This is a genomic window from Pseudoalteromonas arctica (genome assembly GCF_012927645.1).
GTDB lineage: Bacteria > Pseudomonadota > Gammaproteobacteria > Enterobacterales > Alteromonadaceae > Pseudoalteromonas > Pseudoalteromonas arctica_A.
In genome coordinates, this window is record NZ_JABBMT010000009.1 from 106311 (window position 1) to 133152 (window position 26842).

Below are 26842 nucleotides of genomic sequence, written 5' to 3' on the forward strand. Positions count from 1 at the left end.
AGTATTTTTTGTAAATAGGCTAAAAAAAGCCTATGGTTGGTAACTAATTATACTATTTTCAATTTCGCTATTGGCTTTAGCACACGGGTTGTTTAGAATCGAGGAAAATAAACAGGTCAGACCTGTCAGCGGGAGAGCATTAATGTCTGAGCAAAATATACTAAAAACAGCAAAGGGCGATCGTATTGCCATCGTCAGTGGTTTACGTACCCCATTTGCTAAACAAGCAACTGCATTTCATCATGTACCAGCCCTTGATATGGGCAAGTTAGTCGTTAACGAAATGCTTGAACGTCTTAACTTTGATAAATCTGAAATTGATCAATTAGTGTTTGGTCAAGTAGTACAAATGCCAGAAGCGCCAAACATTGCTCGCGAAATCGTATTGGGTACTGGCATGCCAGTATCGGTTGATGCGTACTCAGTATCACGTGCATGTGCTACTAGTTTCCAAGCTATTGCCAATGTGGCTGAATCAATCATGGCAGGTTCGGTGCAAGTGGGTATTGCGGGTGGTGCAGACTCGTCATCGGTATTGCCAATCGGCGTAAGTAAAAAATTAGCCGGTAGCCTAGTTGATCTTAATAAAGCACGTACCTTAGGGCAGCGCTTAAAAATATTCTCTAAGCTGCGTTTAAAAGATTTATTACCAGTACCACCAGCTGTGGCTGAGTATTCGACGGGTTTGTCGATGGGGCAAACTGCTGAACAAATGGCAAAAACGCACAGCATTAGCCGCGAAGATCAAGATGCCTTAGCGCATCGTTCACATACACTTGCCAGCCAAGCATGGGCTGATGGTAAACTTGCTGATGAAGTAATGACTGCACATTTACCGCCGTATAAAAGTTTTATCGAGCAAGATAACAATATTCGCCATAATTCCACGGTTGAAGGGTACGCTAAATTAAAACCAGCGTTTGACCGTCAGCATGGCTCAGTCACTGCAGCAAACTCAACACCGCTAACCGATGGTGCAGCAGCGGTATTAATGATGAGTGAAAGTAAAGCCAAAGCACTCGGCTATAATATTTTAGGGTATGTACGTAGCTTTGCATTCTCTGCCATTGGTGTGAATGAAGACATGCTAATGGGGCCGGCTCATTCAACGCCAGTTGCATTAGCGAGAGCAGGTATAACGCTTGCCGATCTTGATTTAATTGAAATGCACGAAGCCTTTGCAGCACAAACGTTAGCGAATATGAAAATGTTTGCCTCAGATAAGTTTGCGCAAGAAAAACTCGGTCGCAGCAAAGCGATTGGTGAAATTAACATGGATAAGTTTAACGTTTTAGGCGGTTCGCTTGCATATGGTCATCCATTTGCAGCCACTGGCGCACGACTTATCACCCAAAGTTTACATGAACTCAACCGCCGTGGCGGTGGCTTAGCACTAACAACTGCGTGTGCCGCAGGTGGCTTAGGTGCAGCCTTTGTATTGGAGAGTGCGTAATGACACAGTCAGTATTTAATTTAGACCTTGATGATAGCGGTATTGCCGTTGTTACCATTGATGTGCCGGGCGAAAAAATGAATACCCTGCGCGACACTTTTGCAGATGATTTGCAAGCCTTGCTTGATGACGCAAAACAGCAGTCAGTTAAAGGCATGGTATTTATCAGTGGTAAAAGCGATAACTTTATCGCCGGCGCCGATGTGAAAATGCTGGATAGCGTAGAGCGTCGCGAAGATGCATTAGCGATCAGCGAGCTATGTCACCGTGCCTTTTTTGATATGAAAAAACTGCCATTTCCAACTGTCAGTGCCATTCATGGTGCGGCATTGGGTGGTGGTTTAGAATTTGCCTTGGCATGCGATTATCGTGTATGTACAGACAGTGATATCACTAAACTTGGCTTACCTGAAGTGCAACTTGGTTTATTACCTGGTGGTGGTGGAACGCAACGCTTGCCTAAACTGGTTGGTTTGCAAAAAGCTCTTGAGTGGACCCTAACGGGTAAACAAATTCGCGCTAAACAAGCTAAAAAATCGGGTTTGGTAGATGATTGTGTACCACAGACCATATTGCTAAAAGTAGCAAAAGAGTTTGTATTAAAAGGCAAAGCAAAAGCGGCCAAGCCAAAGCTTGATCGGATTAGCCAATTATTAGAATCGAATCCGTTTGGCCGAAACTTGATCTTTAAAAAAGCACAAGAAAATGTACTTAAAAAAACCGGTGGTCATTATCCAGCGCCGTTGGCTATTATCAAAGCAATACGCGCAAGTGTTGAGCTGGATGAACTAAAAGCTTATAAAACAGAAGCGGAAGGTTTTGCTACTTTAGTAATGAGCAGCGAATCAAAGTCATTACGTGGGATATTTTTTGCCACCACTGAGATGAAAAAAGAGTGGCGCAACGACGACGCGCCAGCAATCACTAAAACAGCCGTATTAGGCGGTGGTTTAATGGGCGCAGGTATTGCTCATGTGAGCGCAGTAAAAGCCGGTGTACCAGTTCGTATCAAAGATGTTGCAGAGCAGGGCATTAGTAATGCCATGAATTACAGCTATAAGATTTTAGATAAAAAGCAAAAACGCCGCATTTTATCTAAAGCTGACCTGCAACAGACTATGAACAGAATTACCGGTACTACTAATTACAGTGGCTTTAAGCACATTGATTTAGTGATCGAAGCGGTATTTGAAGATCTTAGCCTAAAACAAGGTATGGTGGCCGATGTTGAGCGTGAATGCCAAAATAACACTATTTTTGCTAGTAACACGTCATCATTGCCTATCTCACAAATTGCGGCAGAAGCTGAGCGCCCTGAAAACGTAATTGGCTTACATTACTTCTCACCAGTTGAGAAAATGCCATTGGTTGAAATCATTCCACACGAAGGCAGCTCAGAAGAGACCATCGCGCGGATTGTAAACTTTGCTCGTAAGCAAGGTAAAACCCCAATCGTTGTTAAAGATAGCGCAGGTTTTTACGTTAACCGTATTTTAGCGCCTTATATGAATGAAGCGGCTAACTTATTGCTGGCAGGTGAGCCAATTGAAAAGATTGATGCGGCACTCGTTGAGTTTGGTTTCCCTGTTGGACCATTAGCACTATTAGACGAAGTTGGCATTGATATCGGCTCTAAGATTGCGCCAATTCTTGAACAAGAACTCGGTGATCGTTTTAAAGCACCCGATGCGTTTTCACGTTTAATTGATGCCAAACGCTTAGGTCGTAAGACTGGCCGTGGTTTTTATCTTTATGATAAGAAAGCTAAAAAAGTAGACGGATCAGTGTACGAATTACTCGGCGTGAGCCCATCACCGCGTTTAAATAAAAGCGAAATTGCTAAACGTTGTGTGGCGCAAATGCTTAACGAAGCTGCGCGCTGTTTAGACGAAGGCATTATAGCCAGTCCTCGTGATGGTGATATTGGCGCAATCTTTGGTATTGGCTTCCCGCCATTTTTAGGGGGGCCATTTAGCTATATGGATAAACTTGGCGCAAACAAAGTAAGCTCAGAAATGGCTACTTTTGCTAATTTTAATCCGGTATTTGCGCCATGTGCAGCTTTAGTTGCGATGGCTGATGCTGGTGCAAGCTTTTATCAAGTCACGCCTGTTCAACAAACTAAACCTGTAGCAGAGTTTGATGAACAAGAGGAGGTAACCGTATCGGATGGCGAAGCGCTTGAAGAGCAAACCGTGCAAGAAGTCGCTGCTGATACAGAAGCAGTAGCTGACACTGTTGAGAGTATAAAAGAAAATAAATAGCCTTTTGAGTTTATTTGTTATAAAACGCACTTATTACAGTGCGTTTTTTATGTTTATTGCTTTTATAGACATCATACTCACGATTAAAAAGTGGACGACTAAGGAAGGTTATTATGATACTCACAACAGCCAGACTCACCCTGAGGTTACTCACGGCTGATGATTGGCCACTGTTCTTTGCATTGCATAATGACTCTCAAGTGATCGAGAAGTGCTTTGATAAGCCGTCTGAGGCGCAAATACGTGCAAAATTTAATGAGCGTTTAAAGCCGTGGCAGCCAAATTCAAATCAACCTTTATGTATGGTTATTAGCGAGAGTGGTAGCGGCAAGCAAGTTGGCGTAACGGGCTTTACTGCATCGCAATTGGCAGATACACAAGAAGTAGGTTACTTATTATTGCCTGAGTTTTATAGCCGTGGCTATGCTACGGAATCACTCGATGCATTTTTAACATGGGCAAGAGGGGAGTTTAATCTTCAGTTGATCAAGGCCGTGGTTAGCGCAGGTAATATTGGCTCTGAAAAAGTGCTCGCAAAATGTGGTTTTAAATTAGTCAGGGTTGAGCCGTTAGCTTACGAAATCGGTGGAGTGTTAATGGATGATCATCATTATTTGTTAGACTGCACAGATAAAATCTAAGTTGTACTGTTCAAATGTCTTGAGCAGTACAACAAATCTTACATATGGATTTCAATAGCCTTACGATCTTTTTCCGGCATATTGGCAATCACTAAATTAAATGAATTATCAATCATACGTTCAATTTCACCTTGCGGGATTGAGCCATCTAAAATAACAGTATTCCATAACCGTTTATTCATATGATAGCCTGGGATCACTGAAGAAAAAATATCACGTAGTGATTGCGCTTCATCAGGGTCGCATTTTAAATTCATCCACCAAATAGGGTTACCGTCTTCGTCAGTTTCCCCTTCGTTGCCAACCGATAAAGTGGCAAACATTTTATGGTTTACTTTATATACATCAACTTCTTGGCCGAAAGATTTGGTAACCATAACCAGAGGTTTTTTTGCTAAATACTCATGTGCAGTGTGCTGATCCATGATCCAGTCCTTGAGGTCATTTTTGGTAGTTTAACCATAGCAGCTTTTTCATAGTTTAGTCATGAAAAATCGATTAATAGGTCAAATTTATGAGTAAATACAGACCCTACGAGAAAAATAGCGATGTGTGATATTTTCTTATTGAAGAAAATCCAGTTCGTGGTATGTTTCTGGGGATTTATAAATTATAGGAAATACACTGATGCCAAAGGCAAGTGAAGTTAAAAAAGGTACTGCGATTGAGTTTAATGGCCGCGTTTTAGTGGTTAAAGATATTGTTCGTTCTGTACCACAAGGCCGTGCTGGTGGAAGTTTGTACCGTATGCGCTTGTACGATGTAGTAACTGGTAGCAAAGTAGATGAAACATTCAAAGATAGCGACATGTTAAAACTAGCTGATTTAACGCGTCGTGAAGCAATGTTCTCGTATTTAGATGGCGAAGAATACGTATTTATGGATAACGAAGATTACACGCCATATAATCTTAATAAAGAAGCGATCAGCGAAGAAATTTTATTCGTCAACGAAGAAACCCAAGGCGTGCATGTCATTGTAATTGACGGCGCACCAGTGGGATTAGATTTACCATCAAGTGTTGAACTTGTGGTTGAAGAAACAGATCCTTCAATTAAAGGTGCATCAGCGAGCGCGCGTTCTAAGCCTGCACGTTTATCAACTGGTTTGATAATTCAAGTGCCGGAGCATATTTCTACTGGTGATCGCATCCGTATTAATACCGCAGAGCATAAATTTATGGGCCGTGCTGAAAAATAATAATATTTACGTCTTTTACAGTATGAATCCATAAAACACTTAACCTATTTAATTAATTTAAGTCGCTCGGGTGTTTTATGGACTTCTAGGTATATTCTTTATTTAAAGTAGGGTGCGAGGGACTAAATTGAATAACCCGACGCACTTTAAGGCTGCTCTGCTTTATGATTTAACATTTCATACTAATGGAATATTGAAAAATAACACAAAAACGCGCATTATAACGCGTCATTTCCTTGGTTGAATGTTACTTTTTTAGATACGTTCAACTTTTTGTAATCATTAAATTTGTAGTAAATGTAATGCTAAACCACGGATTGGAAAATAGGGCGTTTGTTAAATTACCTGAAGGTGTGGATATAGCTATCACATCGGCTGGATTGGTTTCGCGTAGTTATGCCTACATCATCGATTTTATTATTCGCACAATTTTGATAGCCATTATTGCAACTGTGCTTATGTTATTCGGTGATTTTGGAGAAGGTATTTTACTTGTTATGTATTTTTTAATTTCATGGGGGTATAACATCTTTTATGAAGTTAAAAATGGCCAGACTCCAGGTAAAAAACGTCTAAAAATTCGTGTTGTTCAAGATAACGGCCTACCTCCAAACTTTTCTCAAATTGTTGTAAGAAATCTAATTCGCCCCGCAGATATGCTGCCAGTTGGTTATTTTCTTGGGTTAATTGTTATGTGTTTTAATCCCCGCTTCAAACGCATCGGTGATTGGGCGGCAGGAACTAGCGTAGTTTACGAAGAAGACGCTATGAGTCGGGAGCTGTTACCAGATGGGCCTGCTGAAAGACCTGGCATTGCGTTTAGTACCGAAGAGCAATTAGCTGTTTTAGACTTTATTGAGCGTGCCCATGAATTTTCACCTGCACGACGTCAAGAAATAGCAAATATTTTATCCAAGCCATTAAACATCGAAGAAAATGATAGTGTTGAAACATTATTTAATTACGCAAGGTATTTTGCTGGGCAGAATAATATCAACAGTGGTAGCTCCAATAGTGAGAGTAAGCAATGAAGCAAACTCAATTTGTAAATTTAAACAGCCAAATATGGCAACAATTTCAAGCATATTGCGAACTAAATAATACTTTTCCTGAAGACTTTCCTAAATTATATCGAAAAATTTGCAACGATTTAGCCATAGCAAGAGCTAGGCAGTACAGCCCTTTACTTATTCAGCAGCTAAATCAATTAGTACAACAGGGTCAAAAAACACTGTATTTATCCCGCAAAAACCAATTTTCAGAAATTTGGCAAATAGCCCGCAGCGCTTTTCCTCGTGCTTTGTACGAAAATCGTGTCATGTTGGGTGCTAATTTGTTGGCATTTTGGGGGTTGGCGGTTATTGCTTTTATTTGGGTCACCCTTTATCCAGATGCCGTTTATACTTTTTTAGGTCAAAGTACGGTGCTTGAAATTGAAAAAATGTATAACCCAGCAGGTGCTGTTCAAACAGCTACCCGTGATCCTGATAAAGATATATTAATGTTTGGTGTCTATATATATAACAACATTGGGATTGCCTTTCAAATGTTTGCAGGGGGAGTTTTGCTTTGTTTCGGTGCTGTATTCTTTTTGCTTTTTAATAGTTTTTATTTCGGTGCTATTGGTGCGCATATTGTTAATGTTGGTTTTGAAAAAACATTTTTCTCGTTTGTTATTACTCACGGGTCGTTTGAATTAACAGCGATTATTATTGCCTCTGCGGCAGGCTGTCAGATTGGCTACGCGTTATTAAACCCAAGCCAATTTACACGCAGTTATGCTATGAAAAAAGCGGCTCAAAAAGCGCTACCGTTAATTGTTGGTGCTTTTGTTATGTTAGTTTTAGCCGCCTTTATTGAAGCATTTTGGTCGCCTCGTGGCATTGCTCATGAAATTAAATTCGTCGTAGGTGCTGTTTGTTGGGCATATGTAATTTATCGATTGTATAGAGGTATGCGCTATGGAACTTAATCGTCTTAGCTTTAATCCTCGAAAACGCGGCGCTTATGAAACGTTTGATTTGACGGTATTACTTACTAAACAACACTTTTTACCGTTATTTAGTTTGTATATTTGTTTAGCTGTGCCAGTGTTCATCCTGGCCGGTGTATTGTTTGGTTGGTCATGGAGTGCCTTTATTGTATGGTTTTTAAAACCGTTATTTGAGCGGCCAATTTTAGACTACATGTCAAAAGTCGTATTTAATCAACAGGCAACCATTTCGAGTAGTTTAAAATCAATCCTGAAGCTGCAAGTGGGCGACATATTCATCAATTTGACGCTTTATCGACTGAACCCTAACAGAGCTTTTTTAGCACCTGTAACGCAGTTAGAAAGGCTAGAAGGCGGTCATAAAAAAATGCGAAAACAGGTGTTGTTTGCAACGTCAAAGCCAAAACAAACGCTTTGGATGATGTTTTGCGTACATTTCGAGTTTATCTTAATGCTCGGTATTTCTGCGATTCTCTTTACCCTTATGCCAACGTCGTTGTCCCTTGAAGAGCCATTGTATCAAATATTAGAAAGCCCTTTGTGGATGGAAATTGCATTTAATAGTGTGTATGTACTCAGTGTCGCTTTAGTCGCACCATTATTTGTTACCGGAGGATTTTTGGCCTACTTGCACCGTCGTATAGATTTAGAAGGCTGGGATATTGAGCTAACCTTCAAAAACATGCGCGCCAGATTAAGTAATTTATTATCAAGTGCTTGCTTAGTTTTTACTTGCTGTTTGGTTACTGTACCGAGTAAAACAATGGCAGAGCCAATAGATAAGTTAATTATAAAAGAGCAAGTTTCGACACTTTATGCGCAGGATAATGTTATTGAAAAAAAAACCACTTGGGTGCCAAATTTTGATTTAGAAAAGAACTCTTCAGCTGATGGTGATTATCGTTGGTTCGCTAATTTTTTTAAGAGCTTAGGCAATTTTCTTAGTTATTTTATTTGGTTGCTAATTGTTTTACTTGTGCTGTGGTTGGTGTATTTATTAGTTAAAAAGCGTGGCTTCTTCTTAGCACTAGAATTACCGAAAAAACAAAAAAATCAGCCTCGAGAACACATGATCCCAAGCATGTTTACTGATATTAAACCACAAGACATACCTGAGGATTTAATTGCAGCTGCAAGGTCAGCATATCAGGAAAGTAATCAGCGTCTAGCGCTTGCTTATTTACTACATTATTCCCTTCGCTGGGTGCAAGGCACTCATCAAGTAGAATTACACCGTTCGATGACAGAAACAGAGTGTAAATCAGCAATTGATGCAAAAGTCACTGAGCAAAGCAAAGATGTTTTTACGCAACTTTTTTCTGCTTGGGTCAAAGTGGCTTGGGGCCATCAATCACTTAATTTTGATTTTAACGTATTAATAGCACAAATAGAGGCGATGACATCAGCAAGCAAGGAGCAAATAAATGAAGCTTAAGTTTGTGGTGGTTTTTTTATGCTGTGTGTTAGTTTTTTTTATTGGTTCAGCGTTGTTGTCAGCTAACTGGCAAAAAGAAGAGGTTGAAATAGGTTTTCACTCCGAAGTTAGTAAAGATAATTTCACAATGGCGCAGAGGTTATTAGCTGAACATGGGGTGCAATGGAAAAAAGAAAAGCAATTAGATAACAATAATCAACAACCACTTATTATTGATCACCGCAGCATGTTAATTGTCGATGAAGCTGCGCTTAGTAATTCGCACACACTTGATCAGCAATTGCCTCAATGGGTGAGTGAAGGTGGGCGTCTTGTTTATATTTTAAATAAGCAAAGGGATGAACTTGGTTTAGATAATACTTTTACCTTTGAAAATCTTGGGATTAGTATAAACACGAGTGAAGAGATTTTTGAAAATCATTTTGTGATGGTAAAAGAGGGGCAGAAAAATAGCGTGTTAACGCTCAGTGAAAATACCCAACTGGATTTAGAATTGAGTCAGGCATTTGAAATTGAAAACTGCCCAGGTATAGCCACCAAAAATAGTAATGATCAAGTCATCATGTGTGATTTTGGATTTGGTGATGGCCGTATTATTGTGATGCCGTCTCTAGCTCCCTTTACAAACTATCAGTTGCGCCATTTAGATCATGGCAGTTTACTGGTTTGGTTAAGTCAGGGGGTTGATATAATAACTTATGTTCCTTATTTAAGTTACCCTAATTGGTTTGCTAAGTTATGGCAATGGAGCTGGCAGTGGGTGATCTGTGTGATGCTATTAGTGTTGTTATTTATTTGGCATATTAGCAGTCGTATTGGTCGCGCTTATGCGCCTGATTTAATTTTAACCGTAGGCTTTAAACACCATATTCGAGCGATTGCTAATTTTTATATAAAGCACGGTTTTGAGCAACGCTTGTTTACTGCATTAAAAAAAGACTTTAACGCCAAAGTAGAAACTAGGATCCCTCACTTCAAATCACTAACCGACGTTCGCCAAGCAGAGATAATCGCTAACTTAGTGCATTTTGATAAGCAGCAGGTAGCTGAACTTCTAAATGGTGAACTGCCAGAATCTCAGCAACAACGAACAGAGTATATCAAATTATTTAAACAATTAAGGAATGCCCTATGAGCACCGAATTTGCAACAGGACAATTAAGCTTAACGGATGCGGCGCAAGCAGTTAAGCAAGTTAAGGATAATATCTCCCGTGTGTTAGTTGGGCAAGATGCCATTATTGAAGATGTGTTAACGGTGTTATTTGCTGGAGGTCATGTATTACTTGAAGGAGTACCGGGACTTGGCAAAACGTTACTTGTAAGAGCATTAGCGAAGAGCTTAAGTGTGTCGTTTTCACGAGTGCAATTTACACCCGATTTAATGCCATCTGATGTCGTAGGACACAGTATGTATGATATGAAGTCAGGCGATTTCAATATAAAAAAAGGCCCCGCATTTACAAATATTTTGCTTGCTGATGAAATCAACCGAGCACCAGCTAAAACTCAGTCAGCTTTATTAGAGGTAATGCAAGAACAACAAATTACCATTGATGGCGAAACCTTATCTATTGACTCGCCGTTTATGGTGCTTGCTACGCAAAATCCGCTTGATCAAGAGGGGACTTATCCATTACCTGAAGCAGAGTTAGACCGTTTTATGATGAAAATTGAATTAGGTTTTCCATCATTAGAGGCAGAGGTTGAATTATTAAAGCTCAACACCAAAGTCGTTTCGAATGAGTCTAAAGTTAGTCAATTGCCGGCAGTATTAAGCGTCAGTAATATTGCTCAGATTAAGCAATTATGTGCTGACATTTTAGTGGATGAAAAAATTTATAATTATGCAGTGGAGTTAGTTCGTAGTTCGCGAACATGGCAAGGTGTATTACATGGCGCTGGACTGCGGGCATCAATTAACATTATTAAAGCAGCAAAAGTAATGGCATTGATGAATGGTCGTGATTTTGTCACCCCTGATGATGTTAAACTAGTGGTGCCTAATATTTTACGCCATCGCTTGATACTTTCAGCCGATTTAGAGTTAGAAGGGGTATCTTTTAATGAAGTGATTTCAGCAATACTAGCCAGTGTTGAAGCGCCTAGATCATGATCCGCATTAAGTTACGACCAGCAAAGCGTTTGTTGCAGCTGGTTTGCGCATTAGTTTTGCTGTTACCCATATTAATCTTTACCGAGACCGCGAGCTTATTAACTACAGTACTCATTGCTGGACTGCTTGTACTAGCGTTATTAGATTATTTGCCTACTCGCTTCAAACATAAATTAAGTATTGAGGTAAACACCAATCAAAATATGTCATTGGGGCGTTGGCAACCAGTTAAACTAAGTATTAAAAATGCTTCAGAGCAGTTGTTAATTACGGATATAAGTTTGCATCTAAGCAAAGCGATTGAGCTATCTGAATTATATACTAGCATAACGCTCGCAGAAAATGAGCAAGCTCGTTTACAATGGAATATATGCGCGCATCAACGCGGAGAGGCGCAATTGGCTGCCGTTGAGCTTAGAATTAGTTCACGATTAAAGCTGTGGCAGGCAAATTGGATAATACCTCAAGATTTAGCGTTAAAAGTTTACCCAGATTTTAGTCGGGTAGCTCAAAATCAGGCGCTTAATGGGGTGACAAACACACCAATAAGTGGTTTAAAACTGACAAAAAAACGAGGCGATGGTATTGAGTTTCATCAACTTAGGGAATATCGACAAGGTGACAGTATTAAACAGATAGACTGGCAGGCTACCAGTAAACGTCGCAAACTAATTTCTAAAGAGTACCAAGAAGAACAAAATCAGCACGTTGTTGTAATGCTTGATGCATCAAAGAAGATGAATATAGATACCATAGCGGGTACTCACTTTGATCACGCATTAAATGCTTTGCTCTTACTTGCTCATACGGTACTTAAACAAGGGGATTGGTTTAGCATGCAAAGTTTTAATCATGATATTCGCTGGTTACCTAATGTTAAAGGTACACAGAATGTATCGCGTGTGATGAATCATTTTTATGATCTGTACCCTGACCAAAGTATCAGCGATTACCTTGTTGCAGCTAATCAATTAATCGCAAAAAGAAGTAAGCGTTCTTTGGTATTACTTGTTACAACATTTGATGATCAAAGCTTAGAGGAGGTGCTTCCAGCTATAAAGTTATTGCAAAAGCATCACCTTGTTGCAGTTATTAACCTCTCAAATCATGCATTGACAGAAGTACTTGCAGAACCAATAGATAATTATGATGATGCTACGACCTATTGTGCTGCATTAGATTTATTAAATACACACAAAGCTAATATGGCAAGGCTTAAAAAAGAAGGCGTTATCGCAATTGATACACAACCACAAAAGTTGCTTCCTAATGTGCTAAATACATATTTGAATGTAAAGCACTCAGGAGTGCTTTAGAAACAGGTTGAGATGAAAAAGGCATTAAAATAATGCCTTTTTTACTTTTTATTTCTGTTGATCAATTGCTTCGTTAATTTTGTACTGAAAGTAAATTACATTAAAGAAGAAGGTTAAAACGCCATTGAGCCTAACGGGTTCACTACTACCTCTATTGATTAGTTCTGAAATAGAAGAACGTAACGAAAAAATAAAGATTAATCCGACCACGATAGAAGCTAGCGAAATAATAATTGATAACACTGGTAGCGCTCCCGTAAAAGAGAGAATTAAATTCACAACGTATAAAGCCAAATAACCATATATCAATCCTTGGCTAATTTGTTTAGTTGCTAATGTATTGGCTTTATTGGTTCTGCTTATTAGCCAATATACACCATAAATTCCAAAAGTAATGGCGGCTAAAAAGAATACTCCCCAAGCCGAAAAACGATCAAAATTTAAAACAGGTTTATCTCCGCTTTCATTATTTTTGGTTAGGTTTGCTGCTGGCGCTTCGTATATATTTGAAGTGTTTTCTGACATGATATCTCCTAGAAATATTTAATTATCCTTTAAATGTGTATTGCCCACGCGAATACACGGGTAGATAATAGCAATAGTAGTAGTTTTTGTATATCATTCTTGTTACTGAAAGAATTAAATATTCTGATTTTATCAGTGAAAATAAAGAACTAATTATTGTACATTGCAGGTTAACTTTAAGCTGTATGGGTGTGGTGAATTTACAATATTTATTGATCAGTGTTGTATCTATTGTCGTTATGTATTCGCAGGCAATTAAAAAAGGTATACAAGTGTGCACATGGCGACCTTAGGCTGTCATTTATGCCTGTTGCACTAAACTAAGTGCCGCTTGGTTTTGTTGTTTCTTCAAAAATTCTGTAAATTCAGCTCGCGATAAAGGTTTTGAATAATAGTAGCCTTGCATCGTTTCGCAATTAAGTTCTTTTAAGATTGCAATTTGCTCTGCTTGCTCAACCCCTTCAGCCACCACATGTAAGTCTAAGTTATGTGCAATAGTAACTATTGAGTCAACCATATTTCGGCCTCGCTCTGTTTGCATATCATCAATAAACGCTTTATCAACTTTTAGGGTATTAAGTGGAAACTGCTTTAAATAGGCAAGTGATGAGTAGCCAGTGCCAAAGTCATCCATGGCTAAATGAATACCACGGGCACTGAGAGAGCGCATGATCGAAATAGCATCTTGTGGGTCGTCCATTACCGTACCTTCAGTAATTTCAAGTTCTAAAAAGTACGATGGCAAAGCATGATTTTGTAAAATCACATCAATACGAGTCGTTAGATCCGGTAGACTAAATTGTTTAGCTGATAAGTTTACCGCAACTCGGCCATTAAATAAGCCAGCATCCAGCCAGGCTTTAACATCACGGCATGCTTTATGAAGTACCACTTCACCAATTTCGATGATTTGCCCGGTTTCTTCTGCGATGGGAATAAACACGCCAGGACTAATAATGCCTTTTTTCGGAGTAATAAAACGCACTAAGGCTTCCATTCCAGTGAATTTACCAGTGCGGATATTCATTTTTGGTTGGTAGTAAACTTCAAAATGATCTTCTTTTAAACCAAAGCGCATTAAGTTTTCAATTTGCAGGCGTTTTACTGCTTGGCGATTCATGGTGTCGTTAAAGAATAAGTAGCTATTACCTTTCTTTTTCGCATGATACATCGCGGTATCGGCATTTTTAAGTAGTAGTTCGGGGGTATTGCCATCTTCAGGGAATAATACAATGCCGAGACTTGAGGTTATTACCAATTCGTGACCGGCCATTTTAAATGGCGTGGCGATGGCGGCTAAAAACTGTTTTGCCATTCTGGTAATGGTGTGGATATCGTTCGTGCCAGACATAACTAAAGCAAACTCATCGCCACCTAAGCGGTAAAACACATCTTTTTCACGGGTGAGCTTATTTAATCGCATTGCTAGTTTTGCTAATAAACTGTCGCCAAGTTGATGGCCTAATGAGTCATTAATTTTTTTAAAGTTATCTAAATCGAATACCAGCAATGCATGGTGGCTGTCTTGTTTTGCTAGCTTTTTAAGATCGGTAAAAAATAAGTTTCGGTTAGGTAAGCCGGTGGTGCGATCGCGATTTGATAAGTTATGTAGTTGGGACTCGGCTTTTTTTCGCTCGGTTAAATCTGAATATACAATGACATAGTTACAAATTTGATTATGTTCATTTTTAATTTCATCGATTGAAATTTCAATCGGTAGTAGTTTTCGCTCACTGTTGCGCAGTTTAACTTCTTGTTGCCAATGGTCGGTAAGGCGAACAGTCTTTTTAATATCATCAATATAACTTTGCTCGTAACCTGGCAAGGTAAATGGCTTGTTTAAATAGTTATCTCGGTTCCCACCAAACTGCGATAAAAAGCTGGGATTAAGATCAACTAGATAAAAGTTTTTATCGTAAATGGCTAAGGCATCTGTGAGTGATTCAACACATTTGGCAAATAAGTTAAGGCGTGCCTCGGTTGATTTTAATTGCGTAATATCACGTACCGTGCCAGTCATTCTTAGCGGGTTTAAGTTGGTGTCTTTTTCAATGATTTTGCCTCTGTCGAGAACCCAATGCCAGCGATCAAAGCTGTCTTTAATGCGATAGCTGGCTTCAAAGAAAGCGGTTTGCTCAGCAAAATGTTGTTTTAACAGTAATTCAACTTGGGCTATATCATTAGGGTGAATAAGGGCTTTATTCGGTGGAACATCGATGATGGTATTTCTATCCATCCTGTATTTATCGTTAATACGCAGTACTTCACCGGTTTTGAGATCCCAATCCCAAAGTGTGTCACCACTGCCTTCAACGGTGCTTTTTAAGCGCCGTTCAGAAAAGGATAATTGGCGTCGTGAGCGGCGTAATTTGTAAATTGTGAATAATAAGTAAGGCAGTACTAACGTAACAAATGCACTCGGTAAATAAAGCATTAAAGTTTGCTGATCGACAAATTGCTCGCTATAGCCCAATGGGCTAAAGCAGAGTAATAATGAGGCGAATATGAATGTGTTGACTATTATTTTTATTATTATCATAGGGCACTTCTGTATTTTGCACTTGATAATCTAATTGAAGCACGGTGTTGTGTCAAAGAGAATGAGAAGAAATCAGCTTTTTTGACGTTTTGTTTGTTTTAGGTACGCTTAGTAGCTCATATCTTGGTCTATGTTCTGCAAATGTCTCGCGAATATAAGTAACTATCTGCGCAAGACTAAGGTCTTCCAATGCTTCTAACAACTTTTGTTGCATATGAAAGTGATGATCTTGATTACCAATGGCAAGCCACAATCGTTGTGAACGCAGTCGGAGGTTTTTATCTTTTTCTGCAATGTGAGTAGTTAAGCCATGTTTTTGTTGCTGCCATTGCTCTTCATTTAATAGCTGTAATGAACCAAGGTACTGCTCAAGAAACGCATTATGACGCTCAAAAATCGCGGTTGCACTGTAGTTAGGTGACTGCACGTAAAAGGCGATGCCCGCACGAGTATTAAAGGGTGCATAACCTGCGCCCACTAGGTAGCCTAACTGTTGTTTGGTACGAATTTCATTAAAGTAATCTTGATTAATAAGATGGTTTAGCGCCATCATTTTTACTTTTTCAACTACGTCATCGGTTTGTGCTTGGTAATAAATAACCATCGCGTTATCGCTACAATTTAGGGTTAGTTGCGAGCGGGTTATTTTGTCTATTTCAAATAACGGACGGGTTAGATCTTCAATCGTGGCTGATTTAGCTAAGTGGTGAGCAATTTTTTTTTGAAACTCAATGGCATCTCTTTCTCGCCAATTACCGTGCAAAAATGACTCTACATGCAAGGCGTTAAAAAATTCGCGACGAAAACAATTAAACTGATGAAAGCTGGTATCTTTAAGTGCCACAGCAAGCTGCTCTGGCTCTGGATTCCACGGCATTATTTTTGCACCCAGCACGCTAAATAATTCACCTACGGGTTTATTGTGATTGCTGTTACGCCAATGGCGGACTAACTGTTTTTTATACTCTGCAAAACGTTTGGCGCAAATATCGACGTTAAATAACGCTTGAAGTAATTCATCAACCAATTCTAATTGGCTAGAGGAGAGCCCCGCAGTGTGTAAGGTTAAGCCACCTTGGTGTGAGGTTAAGTGATAACTTAAACCAGCTAATTCTGCTGGATAAAATTGTTCTGCAACACTGTCCATAAATAAGTCGGCAAATAGACGAGTAAGTGCCATGTGTTTGATATCTTTAACAGCAAAGTCAGAATCCATCGCCAAATAAAAGTGCCCTTTGGCAACTCGAAAAGTGTTGTCTTGTTTAAACCAAAAATCAAAGCCAGGTTCTTTTACTAATAGTTGTGGGTGACTTTGTGGCTGCTCAACCTCATACAATGACACTTCTTTGGTTAAATAAGGGTTTGCTGTAGGTAATAGCATTTCTGGTAGTGGAGTATTAATTTCGCACAGCGCTTCCAGCCAACAGCGAGAAATACTTTCGATCCGATAGGGCGTGTGATACCACTGAGTAGTATGCTCAGGTTCAACATCAGGGTGGATCAACACTAAGCGCATATTATGCGGCGTTAACCATTGCATTGCAGTTTCATGAGCCGTTTGATTAAAACCATCCATGAGATAGTCACCTTGCACATAATTGGCTTCATCGTAGTGCTGCATGTTAATGCTTAAATTACTGACCCAATCGATTAAGCGGGCTTTTTCTTGGTTATCAAAGGCGATTTGTAATAGATTTTTTTTATCTTGATATAAGCGCGGTAATTTATCGATGCTTTGATTAATTAAACAAATATATTCAAACACCATTTCAACGATGTCTTCATAGTATTCAATTCCTTCATCGGTCAATGCCATGCTGATATTAAAATCTTTAAAGTTGCTACCGTTAATGCCACCGCCAGCAGACAGAGCGTTGATCCAACCTTGCGTTTTTAAAATAGAGTAAAGCGACCCTTGCCCTTCATACCCTAATAAATGCGCAATAAAACTAACCGTTTTATGGCGATAAAAATCATCAATATTTGGCATCGCAAAACTGACTATGAGTTTTTGCATATGCTTATGCGGCTCTATATGCAGCACTTTGCAAAGATCTTGTGCACGATAAAGCGATGCCTCGATCATTGGTTTTGGTTGCTGCTGACCTTTAATATCATTAAATAATGTAGTTACCCATTGCGCCATAGTGTCAATTTCTGCATCAGCGCAGATCACTAAGCTCATCCACTGAGCTTGATAATGCTGTTCAAAAAAATCTCGCAACTCTGTACTCACACAGCCATTACGATCCGCTAAGGTTTGCTGGTTACCCACTGAAAATTTAGCAAAAGGATGAGCTGGATTAACAGTTTCTTTGTGTACTTGATAGATGCGTCGGCCATCGTCTTTTATTTTTAATTTAAATTCTGCATCAATGGCGTTACGTTCTTTTTCAGTTTCGGCAGGGTTGAGAGAAGGTGCAATAAAAAACCGGCTAAATTGGCTCAGTGCTGGTGCAAACTCTTGATTGTTAATATCGAAGAAATAACAAGTGTGCTCGGTGCCGGTCCATGCGTTGGTGTTGCCACCGGATTGGGAAACAAAATTACCAAACCCGCCGGATTCCGGAAATTGGTCTGTGCCTAAAAAAAGCATATGCTCTAAAAAGTGCGCGAGCCCTTGTCTATCAACAGGGTCGTCAAAGTGACCCGCATTCACGGCCATCGATGCAGCAGCTTTAGTTGAATCTTTATCTTGCACTAACAGAACTTTTAGACCATTGTCCAGTGTGAGGGCACGGTATGTTCTGTTATCATTGCGGCTGATATTCAAATGATGCTCCTGAAACGTTAAGTTTACTCGTTAACAACAATGATACCTTCAGGGCTGCGATTAAATTGCTGGGCGATTTTTACCTGAATATCATAAGCGAAAATGTGTAACGTTGTTTTAATATAGCGGACAAACGGGCAAACTGGCTACTGTTTTATATTCTTTAATCGGTTGATTTTTTATGAAAACAATCTTAATAATGCGCCACGGCGAAGCAACACCGATGCAAGCTGACGATGCAAGTAGAAATTTGACCTCGGTTGGCCAACAACAGGCCGAAAAAATGGGTTTATGGTTGCAAGCAACGCATACCCCAACGGCATTATTGGTAAGTCCTTACATTCGTGCTCAGCAAACTGCTGAAGGGGTAAAAAAGCATAATGCTTTTTTATTCGAAGAAACTTGTAGCGATATAATTCCTGAAGGCAACCCACAAATTGCCGCCGATTATCTAGAAATACTCATTGCTATGCACCCACAATGTGATACCTGGTTGGTAGTAGCTCATATGCCAATAGTTAGTTATTTAGTCGATCAATTAAGCATTGGGAATATGCCGATATTTAACACTGGAGCGGTTGCCGTATTGAGTTACGATGAAAGTCGCCATCAAAGCCAATATTTAAGTATTCACGCTCCAGCCAATATCTAAAGTTATTGATACTATTTAATAAGTTAATTTGCTAGATTTAGATGAATTAACTTAGAGAATATATTTATGACAATTGAACGCTTGCAAACTGGTGCGCGAATGAGCCGCATCGTTAAGCACAATGGCACCGTGTATTTATGCGGCCAAGTATGTGCTGACGCAGAAAAAAACATCACCGAACAAACACAGACCATGCTTGATAAAGTCGAGCTATTACTTAACGAAGCGGGTAGTTCTAAAGAGCATATGCTCAGTGCCACTATTTACGTAAAAAGTATGGAATACTTTGCCGATATGAATGCGGTTTGGGATACATGGGTACCACAAGGGCATGCACCTACACGTGCATGTGTTGAAGCTAAAATGGCACGCGATGCCTTGTTAGTTGAGATTTCAGTTGTTGCCGCACTTAAGTAATCAGCACGCTATTGAGCGGCTGATTGGTGCTTTTAATAAAGCGACAGGCCGTTCATTGCAAACACTGCCTGCTTGTTGTGACAATGAAGTCGATGCAAATGATTGCGCCAACCTAGTGTTACAAAACATTAAAACAATAACCAAACTGCTCTTTGTTGCATAAACTAGTCTATAAAAACCAACACAAGGAAGCACTATGAATATTAATCCTGTGGTACTGATAACTGGCGCTAGCCGTGGCATTGGCGCCGCAACTGCTATTCACTTTGCACAGCAAGGTTATGCTGTTTGTATTAACTATAAAGCGGATCAACGCAGCGCTGAAAAAATAGCGCTGCAGGTACGTGGTTTTGGCGTCAAAGCTGAAATAGTACAAGCTGATGTGTCTGAAGAAACACAAGTGCTGACTCTATTTACAAAAGTAGACGAGCTATTTGGCAAACTAGATGTGCTGATAAACAATGCAGGTATTTTAAAACCGCAAATGCCATTACTTGAGATGGATGCCACACGTATAAATGAAGTGCTAACCACCAATGTAACAAGCGCTTTTTTATGCAGTCGTGAAGCGATTAAGCGCATGACTAATGGCGGCAGTATCGTAAATATTTCATCTGGGGCGGCTAAAACAGGCTCGCCGAATGAATATATAGATTATGCTGCTTCAAAAGGGGCGATGGACACCTTAACAATTGGCTTAGCTAAAGAAGTCGCTAAGCGTAATATTCGCGTTAACTCAGTGCGTCCAGGATTAATCTACACTGAAATGCACCGCGATGGTGGTGAAGCTAATCGGGTAGATCGTCTTAAAGATAAGTTGCCATTGGGTCGAGGTGGCCAACCTGAGGAAGTTGCCGCTGCAATTTACTTTTTAGCCTCTGAGCAGGCATCATTTACCACAGGTAGTTTTGTTGATGTAGCTGGCGGTTTGTAAAGGTTAAAGCAATACCGATAACCAAAAACTAAAGCTAACGACGCTCAATACAGTTGATAAAACCACCGCGCCGGCAAGTGTCACTTGATGTTGGCCTATCTGGCTGGCAATAAGGTAGGCATTAACACCCACAGGAGAAGCGCTTAATAGCACTAACACATTTAAAATCTCTCTATCTAATTCAAATGCGTATGCACCGATTAAAAATACCCCAGCAGGAAGTAACAAAATCTTCATTAGCGAGGCGGTTAATGCAGGTTGCCAATTAGCTGCAATTTTATAAAACGCTAAGTTGGCGCCTAATACAAATAACGCGCAGGCAATGGCGGGAGTTGCTAATAGCTCTAAACTCTTTGCTAGGTTATCAAGCAAAACAATGCCGCTGACATTTAATATTAGCCCGCAGCCGATACTCAACACAATTGGATTCAGTACCATGCTCTTAGCAAAATTTGACCATGAAAATGCGTGCTCGCTGCCCTTTGCACCAATTAAGTAAGTGAGTGCAAACAGTAATGTACTGTGAAAGGTAATGATCATAAAAGCGATGGCGATCATTTCTTTGCCCAGCGAGGCGATGATAATAGGAATGCCCACCAACACCATGTTTGAGTAACTGGCCGCTAAGCCAAACATACTATGTTGCTGATAGTTCTTTTGATTCGCTAAATAAAAACGGTCAACTAAAATGCCTAAAGCAAACACCAGTAGCACTGGAATATAAAAACTCAAAAAGGCAGATAAACTAATGCTTTGCTGTAAATCGATTTGCGACATATTTAAAAATAAAAACGCAGGCAAACTGATGTAAAACGTAAACTTACTCAGTCCTGCAATGTGTTGCTGTTGAAAAAATTTTAACTTACAACAGCCATAACCCAGAGCAACAATGAAGATCAGCGGGAAGATTATTGAAAATATATGCACTTAATTATGGCCTGTAAAAGCAGATGGCTAGCAACGTTTAACGTCTAAATTCATCACTTTGTGGTAAGTTTATTAAAATAAGTACCGCCCCCCTTTACCACCATATTCAAGCGGTGCTTGGTGCATAGCAATGACATCAGGATGTTGTACTAAATATTGCGGCACTTTGTGTCTGAGTATATGCCCACCAATGCCATGCACAACGCATGCACAGTAATAATGCTTTTTTTTGCACTCATGGATCAGCCCTGCGAGTTCATCTTTGGCTACTTCTTTATTTAATCCGTGCAAGTCGAGTGTGAGATCAGGCACAAAGTCACCTCTGCGTAGCTGTTTAGCTAAAAAGCGATCTTGACCATCTTGAACATAATTAACTGTGCCATTGGTATCAATATCGGGCACATATTCATCAGAGAAGAAAAATTCTGACTGATGTTGCTTTTTTTGCTGGGCAAACAGCTTAGCTTGTGAGATTTTAGGTTTGTTAGCAAAGCGATGCGTGTCTTGTTTAAATACACGGGCACCATTAATACTTTGACGAAACATATCGATGTCGTCGATGCTAATATCTGCGTTTGAGAGAGGATCTTTTTTCATAGCGGCAGTCTAAACAAAAAAACGCTAGAAATCGAGATAAAACAGAGTAAAAACTGTGTAAAAAAGCGTTACAATAGGGCAATCATGGGGCCTTAATTGCGCCTCGATTGAATAGATATTTTCTAAAGCAGCAGGTAGATAACGAATATGAGCGAATTATTAATAGAAGAAGCAACCTTAGATGAAGCTGTAGCAGAACTGTCAACGTTACACGATTGGCTACGGTGGACGACTAGCCAGTTTGCCAGCAGTGGTATCTTTTTTGGACACGGTACAGATAACGCCTGGGATGAGGCGGTAAGCTTATTACTTCCAGCATTAAGTTTACCCATTGATGCACCAAAAGAATTAATGCATGCCCGGTTAACCAGCACCGAAAAAAACCGCCTCGCAGGTTTAATTGCTGAGCGTATTAACGATTTTACCCCAGTACCTTACTTAACAAATATTGCTTGGTTTGCCAATATGCCATTTTATGTGGATGAGCGCGTACTTATTCCTCGTTCGCCGTTTGCTGAGCTTATCAATAATCGTTTTACTCCGTGGCTTGAAGAGCCTGAGTCGGTTAGCCGTATTTTAGATTTATGCACAGGATCTGGCTGTATTGCCATTGCACTGGCGCAAGCGTTTGATGAAGCACAAGTTGATGCTGTGGATATTTCTTACGAAGCACTTGAGGTTGCGGATATCAATATCACCGACTATCAGTTAAGCGATCGTGTGTTACCTATTCAATCTGACGTATTTAGCGGTGTACCTGGGCAAAAATATGACCTGATCGTGGCAAACCCGCCATACGTTGATGCTGAAGACATGGCTGATTTACCGCGTGAGTTCCACCATGAGCCAGAGCTTGGCTTAGCATCAGGCCATGATGGTCTTGATGTAACGCGTACTATATTGAGCGATGCAGCAGAGCATCTAACTGATAACGGTTTGTTATTTGTCGAAGTTGGTAATTCTATGGTACATATGGATGCACTTTACCCAGGTGCGGCGTTTGAATGGGTTGAATTTGAACAAGGCGGTCTTGGCGTATTTGTGATCAGCAAAAAACAACTCGTTGCATATTTTGCTGACTAAACAGATAAAAATTAAAGCCGAGCCTTAGGCTCGGTACTTAGTAGTCATTAGGAATGAGGAAAGTTAATGGCAGGTAATAGCATAGGGCAGTTATTTAAAGTGTCCACCTTTGGCGAAAGCCACGGCGTCGCCCTCGGCGGTGTTGTCGATGGCACACCAGCAGGCCTTGAAATCACCGAGGCCGATTTACAAATCGATTTAGATCGTCGAAAACCTGGGCAAAGTCGTTATACCACGCAGCGCCGCGAAGACGATCAAATAAAAATTCTCTCTGGTGTATTTGAAGGTAAAACCACAGGCACCAGCATTGGTTTACTAATTGAAAACACCGATCAACGTTCAAAAGATTACGGCAAAATTAAAGACGTTTTTCGTCCAGGGCATGGCGATTACACTTACTGGCATAAATACGGATTGCGTGATTATCGCGGTGGTGGTCGTTCATCTGCACGCGAAACTGCAATCCGTGTAGCCGCAGGTGCGATTGCTAAAAAATACCTAAAACAATTTCATGGTATTGAAGTACGCGCGTGTTTGAGTCAACTTGGGCCAATTAAAGCACAAAGTTACGATTGGGATGAAGTTGAAAACAATCTGTTTTTCTTCCCTGATGCTAGCAAACTTGAAGCTCTTGATGAGTATATGCGCGACCTTAAAAAGCAAGGTGACTCAGTCGGTGCGAAAGTAAAAGTAGTGGCTAAAAATGTACCTGTTGGGTTAGGTGAACCGGTATTTGATAGGCTTGACGCTGAACTTGCACACTCCCTGATGAGCATTAACGCCGTAAAAGGTGTTGAAATTGGTGATGGTTTTGATGTGGTAGAGCAAAAAGGCTCGCAGCATCGTGATGAGCTAACACCTGATGGTTTTACTTCAAATCATGCCGGTGGTGTATTGGCAGGTATTTCAACAGGGCAAGATATTATCGCCTCAATCGCGCTAAAACCAACATCAAGTATAACTATTCCTGGTAATAGTATTAATACTGAAAACGAAGCGGTGGAAATGATCACTAAGGGTCGTCACGATCCCTGTGTGGGCATTCGCGCAATCCCCATTGCCGAAGCCATGATGGCGATTACATTAATGGACCATTTACTACGCCAACGCGGGCAAAACCCGCATGTTCATCATGAGCATGGGCCAATTAAAGGCGCTATTTAAGCGCTTTACACCCAAAATAATAAACGCGGCTGATAGTTGACGCCGCGTTTTTATAATTAGCGATAGTTAAATACGATCAATTGCCTGCTTTGCAACCATATAGAGCTTTTTAATCATTAAACCTAACACCCAACGTATAAACTGCGTTGTGAGCTCTTTAACTTCATAAGCGGCTTTACCTACAAAAGCAAGCATATGGCCAATTAAACCCTTTAACTCTTCAGTGAGCTCGACAAATTTAACCACTGATTCATATAAGCAGCGGGCTAAAATATCATAAAAAGTTAACCCAACGCTGGCGCCTGCTTGCGCAGAGACAAAGGCGTATTGACCGGTTTTCTTTAAAAAAGTAATTAAGCCATCAGTAATAATTCGCTGCCATCTAAGTGAGAATGTCACGTTATAGCGCAGGGCATATTGTAAAACGGTATGATTATAGTGCAGGGTTTTTAGTGAGCTGGCCATGCTTTTATAATCTTTGTACGCAGCGACAGTATTGACATAACCGGGTGCACTTTTTTCCATGGAATGTGCACCAATATTAAAAAAAGATCCTTCATTCATCGCCGTTTGATATTCGCTTGAGGTATGACTAAACGGCCAAGCTGGTACACAAGGTACAGGATCTGCACCGTGCGTTACTCGGTACTGGCCAATATTGTGTGCAGCTGAATGTACCGAATGATTCAGCACTACCCTCGGGGCACCAAACGTATATAAATTAGTGGGAATACCTTGCTCACTTGCCCATATAGCGGTGAGTTGGGCAATCGCACCACCTAAACTATGGCCAACAAGGTGCAAACATTTAGGTTTATGCTGCTTGACATAACTTGCAAACATCGGCTTCATGCTGGTGAAGGCTTTTTCAAAGCCAGAATGAACCTCTAAGTTTTTAGGGCCGTGGGTAATGGCTACGTTTAGGTTTGTTAGCCAGTCGGCGCATGAGGTAAATACAGTACCGCGAACACCAATAATATGGTGGCCTTTAAATTGTGGTGATACTCCTTCTGCAGTCAAAGCGAAACCTGTAGTGCGGTTTAGGAGTTGATTGATTAAACCACCACTAATGCCTTTTATTTGGTTGTTTGTTATTTTAAAATTATCTAAAAAGCCTATACTAAATTCTTCCGTAAAATTGTAGTTGTTTTTTATATCGTAGACTCTAGTCGCTACGTTCGCTGCGATACTTGGTGGTAATGTTTGTCTCATAATTCTACTCTCTTCCCTGTAAAACGATCAGTTAAAATTTTAAAGTTTCCATCATGAATCTTATATTTCGCTTCCCCATTTTCTATTATATACGTTGGAATATAATCCTCTTCCCACCTGCAAATACTTGTCGCAACTCTATTAAGGTGCTTATTAATATTATTCTTAAATTCAAATCTCACTAATGGGTTAGTAAGTTCGCAATTTAGAAATTTTAATTTATCTGTGTACTCAGGAATTTCGTATATATCAGGCTGAGTTGCTCCCCATAAACCAATGATAGAATTATCATTTTGCTCTATAACAATTTTCTGGTGTACTCGGTCTTCGGAAATTAATTTATTCGGAATAGAGGAAAATATTATTTTTTTTGGGAAATGGAAGTGACCCTCTTCATCTGTAATCACTGTGTCTCGGCGTTCTACCCCATCTATATAGGTTAGTGCACGTATTATTTCTAAGTCTGCAATGGGTGTTCCATTTTTTGTAACTACACCATTGACTTCAGGGCTTAAAAATACTTCTTTTTTCTTTCTGAACCAGCTAAACATATCTGCTCCTTGACTAACGGCTGGAAAAATAATGGCACACGCAATTATAAACAATATGATGAATCGGGGATTATAGAAAAAACTTGATTTACTCATAGGCATTCCTTGCGTATTTTTTAAGCATTTTAATTAAAAATAAAAAAATGTAAAGTTTAACTATCCTTTTTAGCCTATCAAAGGATTTGGAATAAATAGCGGTTTAGGAGTTGATTGATTAAGCCACCACTAACGCCTCTTATTTGGTTGTTGGTGATTTTAAAGTTGTCTCTAAATGTTGGGTGGAAAACACCGCTAAAACTTGTTGAGCTTCTAATATCATAAACCCTTGCTGCGGCACTCGCTGCAATGCTAGGCGGTAATACTGCTTGGACTTTTTCCATGTTAATCTTCCTTGATGTTACGTTCAGTTAAGTTATTAAAATCACCATTATTAATTATAAACTGTCTATCTCCGTCATATAACAAAAATGGCATATAGTCGGTTTCCCAACGACAAATACTCGATGCTACATAATTTAAATGTTTGTTATTATTTTTTTTAAATTCAAAAGCAACGCGTTTATTAGTTAATTCACACTCTAGGAATGCTAATTTTTTACTATACTCGGGAATTTCTTTAATTGATGATTGGTTTGCAACCCACAATGGAATTAAAGTGCTGCCTTTTTCAATAAAAATTTCTTGCGAAATACGATGTTCAACTATTAGCTTATTGGGTATTGAGGAAAAAATTGTTTTTTTAGGAAAATGAAAGCGCCCATCTTCATCTGTAGTGTAAGCGTCTAGCAAAGTGCACCTGCCAGTAATTCGTCAAACCGATTAAGCTATTTCTGAATTTCAATTAGGAGATAGCCATGAGAAAAACACGTAGCCTTGAACAATGGCGTAACATTATCGAAGAACAACAAGCCAGCGATTTAACTCTTACTGAGTTTTGCCAACAACATGCTTTATCAAAAACAAGCTTTTATGCGGCACGAAGTAAGCTTAATGCCTCATCAGGCAGCTTTGTTCGAGCAAAAGTCACGAAACACGTCGATGTTATCGAACC

25 protein-coding genes and 1 pseudogene are annotated in these 26842 nt (G+C 39.8%); 16 read left to right on the forward strand and 10 right to left on the reverse strand.

The window, feature by feature from the left end:
• Positions 1 to 142: 142 nt before the first annotated feature.
• From fadI to HHO47_RS08300, 3 genes are all read left to right on the forward strand, one after another.
• Positions 143 to 1453, forward strand: a complete 1311-nt coding sequence (gene fadI, locus HHO47_RS08290; RefSeq protein ID WP_145240359.1) for an acetyl-CoA C-acyltransferase FadI — start codon at positions 143 to 145, stop codon at positions 1451 to 1453.
• Positions 1453 to 3717, forward strand: coding sequence for a fatty acid oxidation complex subunit alpha FadJ (gene fadJ, locus HHO47_RS08295; RefSeq protein ID WP_169019869.1), 2265 nt, complete (start codon positions 1453 to 1455; stop codon positions 3715 to 3717). Before fadI ends, fadJ begins: the two co-directional genes overlap by 1 nt.
• A 113-nt stretch (positions 3718 to 3830) precedes the next feature.
• Positions 3831 to 4358 carry a GNAT family N-acetyltransferase gene (locus HHO47_RS08300; RefSeq protein WP_169019870.1) on the forward strand — a complete coding sequence of 176 codons (528 nt, stop codon included), beginning with the start codon at positions 3831 to 3833 and terminating at the stop codon, positions 4356 to 4358.
• 38 nt (positions 4359 to 4396) lie between these two features.
• Here the strand turns inward: HHO47_RS08300 and HHO47_RS08305 are convergent, their stop codons facing one another.
• Positions 4397 to 4783: an MmcQ/YjbR family DNA-binding protein gene (locus HHO47_RS08305; RefSeq protein ID WP_169019871.1), complete on the reverse strand. Its 387-nt coding sequence runs from the start codon at positions 4781 to 4783 to the stop codon at positions 4397 to 4399.
• 202 nt (positions 4784 to 4985) lie between these two features.
• Between HHO47_RS08305 and efpL the strand changes: the two genes are divergently transcribed.
• The 7 genes from efpL to HHO47_RS08340 all read left to right on the forward strand — a co-directional run bounded on the left by efpL (position 4986) and on the right by HHO47_RS08340 (position 12417).
• Complete coding sequence (efpL, locus tag HHO47_RS08310) at positions 4986 to 5558, forward strand: elongation factor P-like protein EfpL (protein WP_145240366.1); 573 nt, start codon at positions 4986 to 4988, stop codon at positions 5556 to 5558.
• A 317-nt stretch (positions 5559 to 5875) separates the two neighbouring features.
• A complete protein-coding gene (locus tag HHO47_RS08315) occupies positions 5876 to 6589 on the forward strand; it encodes an RDD family protein (RefSeq protein ID WP_211183655.1) in 714 nt (237 codons plus the stop codon).
• Positions 6586 to 7530: a stage II sporulation protein M gene (locus HHO47_RS08320; RefSeq protein WP_169019873.1), complete on the forward strand. Its 945-nt coding sequence runs from the start codon at positions 6586 to 6588 to the stop codon at positions 7528 to 7530. Before HHO47_RS08315 ends, HHO47_RS08320 begins: the two co-directional genes overlap by 4 nt.
• Positions 7520 to 8986, forward strand: a complete 1467-nt coding sequence (locus HHO47_RS08325) for a hypothetical protein (protein ID WP_169019874.1) — start codon at positions 7520 to 7522, stop codon at positions 8984 to 8986. Before HHO47_RS08320 ends, HHO47_RS08325 begins: the two co-directional genes overlap by 11 nt.
• Positions 8976 to 10121, forward strand: a complete 1146-nt coding sequence (locus tag HHO47_RS08330; protein WP_169019875.1) for a hypothetical protein — start codon at positions 8976 to 8978, stop codon at positions 10119 to 10121. The genes HHO47_RS08325 and HHO47_RS08330 overlap by 11 nt, the downstream gene beginning before the upstream one ends.
• Positions 10118 to 11101: an AAA family ATPase gene (locus HHO47_RS08335; protein ID WP_169019876.1), complete on the forward strand. Its 984-nt coding sequence runs from the start codon at positions 10118 to 10120 to the stop codon at positions 11099 to 11101. The genes HHO47_RS08330 and HHO47_RS08335 overlap by 4 nt, the downstream gene beginning before the upstream one ends.
• A complete protein-coding gene (locus HHO47_RS08340) occupies positions 11098 to 12417 on the forward strand; it encodes a DUF58 domain-containing protein (RefSeq protein WP_169019877.1) in 1320 nt (439 codons plus the stop codon). Before HHO47_RS08335 ends, HHO47_RS08340 begins: the two co-directional genes overlap by 4 nt.
• Positions 12418 to 12465: 48 nt before the next feature.
• On the opposite strand, the gene HHO47_RS08345 is transcribed toward HHO47_RS08340, so the two are convergent.
• From HHO47_RS08345 to HHO47_RS08355, 3 genes are all read right to left on the reverse strand, one after another.
• The gene (locus tag HHO47_RS08345) at positions 12466 to 12942 is read right to left on the reverse strand and encodes a DUF4234 domain-containing protein (protein ID WP_169019878.1); all 477 of its coding nucleotides are present in this window, start codon (positions 12940 to 12942) and stop codon (positions 12466 to 12468) included.
• 301 nt (positions 12943 to 13243) lie between these two features.
• Positions 13244 to 15376: a putative bifunctional diguanylate cyclase/phosphodiesterase gene (locus HHO47_RS08350; RefSeq protein WP_248290962.1), complete on the reverse strand. Its 2133-nt coding sequence runs from the start codon at positions 15374 to 15376 to the stop codon at positions 13244 to 13246.
• A 157-nt stretch (positions 15377 to 15533) separates the two neighbouring features.
• Positions 15534 to 18254 (reverse strand): insulinase family protein, encoded by a 2721-nt coding sequence (locus tag HHO47_RS08355; RefSeq protein ID WP_169019880.1) that lies wholly within the window; start codon positions 18252 to 18254, stop codon positions 15534 to 15536.
• 181 nt (positions 18255 to 18435) lie between these two features.
• On the opposite strand from HHO47_RS08355, the gene sixA reads away from it, so the two are divergent.
• The 3 genes from sixA (at position 18436) to HHO47_RS08370 (ending at position 20257) form a co-directional block, all read left to right on the forward strand.
• Positions 18436 to 18906, forward strand: coding sequence for a phosphohistidine phosphatase SixA (gene sixA / locus HHO47_RS08360; RefSeq protein ID WP_211183656.1), 471 nt, complete (start codon positions 18436 to 18438; stop codon positions 18904 to 18906).
• 66 nt (positions 18907 to 18972) lie between these two features.
• Positions 18973 to 19323 carry a RidA family protein gene (locus HHO47_RS08365; protein WP_169019881.1) on the forward strand — a complete coding sequence of 117 codons (351 nt, stop codon included), beginning with the start codon at positions 18973 to 18975 and terminating at the stop codon, positions 19321 to 19323.
• Positions 19324 to 19519: 196 nt separating this feature from the next.
• Positions 19520 to 20257, forward strand: a complete 738-nt coding sequence (locus HHO47_RS08370) for an SDR family oxidoreductase (protein WP_169019882.1) — start codon at positions 19520 to 19522, stop codon at positions 20255 to 20257.
• A gap of 3 nt (positions 20258 to 20260) precedes the next feature.
• Here the strand turns inward: HHO47_RS08370 and HHO47_RS08375 are convergent, their stop codons facing one another.
• Together HHO47_RS08375 and smrB are read right to left on the reverse strand one after the other, a co-directional pair.
• Positions 20261 to 21184, reverse strand: a complete 924-nt coding sequence (locus HHO47_RS08375; protein ID WP_169019883.1) for an AEC family transporter — start codon at positions 21182 to 21184, stop codon at positions 20261 to 20263.
• A 37-nt stretch (positions 21185 to 21221) separates the two neighbouring features.
• A pseudogene (smrB, locus tag HHO47_RS08380) lies at positions 21222 to 21781 on the reverse strand (endonuclease SmrB).
• A gap of 147 nt (positions 21782 to 21928) precedes the next feature.
• Between smrB and prmB the strand changes: the two are divergent.
• Together prmB and aroC are read left to right on the forward strand one after the other, a co-directional pair.
• Positions 21929 to 22864 carry a 50S ribosomal protein L3 N(5)-glutamine methyltransferase gene (gene prmB, locus HHO47_RS08385; protein ID WP_169019884.1) on the forward strand — a complete coding sequence of 312 codons (936 nt, stop codon included), beginning with the start codon at positions 21929 to 21931 and terminating at the stop codon, positions 22862 to 22864.
• A 66-nt stretch (positions 22865 to 22930) separates the two neighbouring features.
• Entirely contained in the window at positions 22931 to 24028 is a 1098-nt protein-coding gene (aroC, locus tag HHO47_RS08390; protein WP_169019885.1) for a chorismate synthase, read from the forward strand.
• 66 nt (positions 24029 to 24094) lie between these two features.
• On the opposite strand, the gene HHO47_RS08395 is transcribed toward aroC, so the two are convergent.
• From HHO47_RS08395 to HHO47_RS08410, 4 genes are all read right to left on the reverse strand, one after another.
• Positions 24095 to 25240, reverse strand: a complete 1146-nt coding sequence (locus tag HHO47_RS08395) for a lipase family protein (protein WP_169019886.1) — start codon at positions 25238 to 25240, stop codon at positions 24095 to 24097.
• Positions 25237 to 25887, reverse strand: coding sequence for a DUF6795 domain-containing protein (locus HHO47_RS08400; protein WP_169019887.1), 651 nt, complete (start codon positions 25885 to 25887; stop codon positions 25237 to 25239). The genes HHO47_RS08395 and HHO47_RS08400 overlap by 4 nt, the downstream gene beginning before the upstream one ends.
• Before the next feature lie 77 nt (positions 25888 to 25964).
• Positions 25965 to 26171 carry a hypothetical protein gene (locus HHO47_RS08405; protein WP_169019888.1) on the reverse strand — a complete coding sequence of 69 codons (207 nt, stop codon included), beginning with the start codon at positions 26169 to 26171 and terminating at the stop codon, positions 25965 to 25967.
• Between the two features lies 1 nt (position 26172).
• Positions 26173 to 26580, reverse strand: a complete 408-nt coding sequence (locus HHO47_RS08410) for a DUF6795 domain-containing protein (protein WP_169019889.1) — start codon at positions 26578 to 26580, stop codon at positions 26173 to 26175.
• A 65-nt stretch (positions 26581 to 26645) separates the two neighbouring features.
• On the opposite strand from HHO47_RS08410, the gene tnpA reads away from it, so the two are divergent.
• Positions 26646 to 26842: IS66 family insertion sequence element accessory protein TnpA (tnpA, locus tag HHO47_RS08415; protein WP_169019890.1), on the forward strand; the 197-nt coding region annotated here is incomplete at its 3' end.

What these genes read in the sequence shown, in the direction of transcription:
- HHO47_RS08405 (WP_169019888.1), bottom strand. Translation starts at nt 26,171, where the DNA reads ATGGAAAAAGTCCAAGCAGTATTACCGCCTAGCATTGCAGCGAGTGCC.
- HHO47_RS08320 (WP_169019873.1), top strand. Translation starts at nt 6,586, where the DNA reads ATGAAGCAAACTCAATTTGTAAATTTAAACAGCCAAATATGGCAACAA.
- prmB (WP_169019884.1), top strand. Translation starts at nt 21,929, where the DNA reads ATGAGCGAATTATTAATAGAAGAAGCAACCTTAGATGAAGCTGTAGCA.
- HHO47_RS08340 (WP_169019877.1), top strand. Translation starts at nt 11,098, where the DNA reads ATGATCCGCATTAAGTTACGACCAGCAAAGCGTTTGTTGCAGCTGGTT.
- HHO47_RS08335 (WP_169019876.1), top strand. Translation starts at nt 10,118, where the DNA reads ATGAGCACCGAATTTGCAACAGGACAATTAAGCTTAACGGATGCGGCG.
- HHO47_RS08365 (WP_169019881.1), top strand. Translation starts at nt 18,973, where the DNA reads ATGACAATTGAACGCTTGCAAACTGGTGCGCGAATGAGCCGCATCGTT.
- HHO47_RS08400 (WP_169019887.1), bottom strand. Translation starts at nt 25,887, where the DNA reads ATGAGTAAATCAAGTTTTTTCTATAATCCCCGATTCATCATATTGTTT.
- sixA (WP_211183656.1), top strand. Translation starts at nt 18,436, where the DNA reads ATGAAAACAATCTTAATAATGCGCCACGGCGAAGCAACACCGATGCAA.
- HHO47_RS08345 (WP_169019878.1), bottom strand. Translation starts at nt 12,942, where the DNA reads ATGTCAGAAAACACTTCAAATATATACGAAGCGCCAGCAGCAAACCTA.
- fadJ (WP_169019869.1), top strand. Translation starts at nt 1,453, where the DNA reads ATGACACAGTCAGTATTTAATTTAGACCTTGATGATAGCGGTATTGCC.
- HHO47_RS08395 (WP_169019886.1), bottom strand. Translation starts at nt 25,240, where the DNA reads ATGAGACAAACATTACCACCAAGTATCGCAGCGAACGTAGCGACTAGA.
- HHO47_RS08350 (WP_248290962.1), bottom strand. Translation starts at nt 15,376, where the DNA reads ATGCTTTATTTACCGAGTGCATTTGTTACGTTAGTACTGCCTTACTTA.
- HHO47_RS08370 (WP_169019882.1), top strand. Translation starts at nt 19,520, where the DNA reads ATGAATATTAATCCTGTGGTACTGATAACTGGCGCTAGCCGTGGCATT.
- efpL (WP_145240366.1), top strand. Translation starts at nt 4,986, where the DNA reads ATGCCAAAGGCAAGTGAAGTTAAAAAAGGTACTGCGATTGAGTTTAAT.
- HHO47_RS08305 (WP_169019871.1), bottom strand. Translation starts at nt 4,783, where the DNA reads ATGGATCAGCACACTGCACATGAGTATTTAGCAAAAAAACCTCTGGTT.
- HHO47_RS08325 (WP_169019874.1), top strand. Translation starts at nt 7,520, where the DNA reads ATGGAACTTAATCGTCTTAGCTTTAATCCTCGAAAACGCGGCGCTTAT.
- fadI (WP_145240359.1), top strand. Translation starts at nt 143, where the DNA reads ATGTCTGAGCAAAATATACTAAAAACAGCAAAGGGCGATCGTATTGCC.
- HHO47_RS08300 (WP_169019870.1), top strand. Translation starts at nt 3,831, where the DNA reads ATGATACTCACAACAGCCAGACTCACCCTGAGGTTACTCACGGCTGAT.
- aroC (WP_169019885.1), top strand. Translation starts at nt 22,931, where the DNA reads ATGGCAGGTAATAGCATAGGGCAGTTATTTAAAGTGTCCACCTTTGGC.
- HHO47_RS08330 (WP_169019875.1), top strand. Translation starts at nt 8,976, where the DNA reads ATGAAGCTTAAGTTTGTGGTGGTTTTTTTATGCTGTGTGTTAGTTTTT.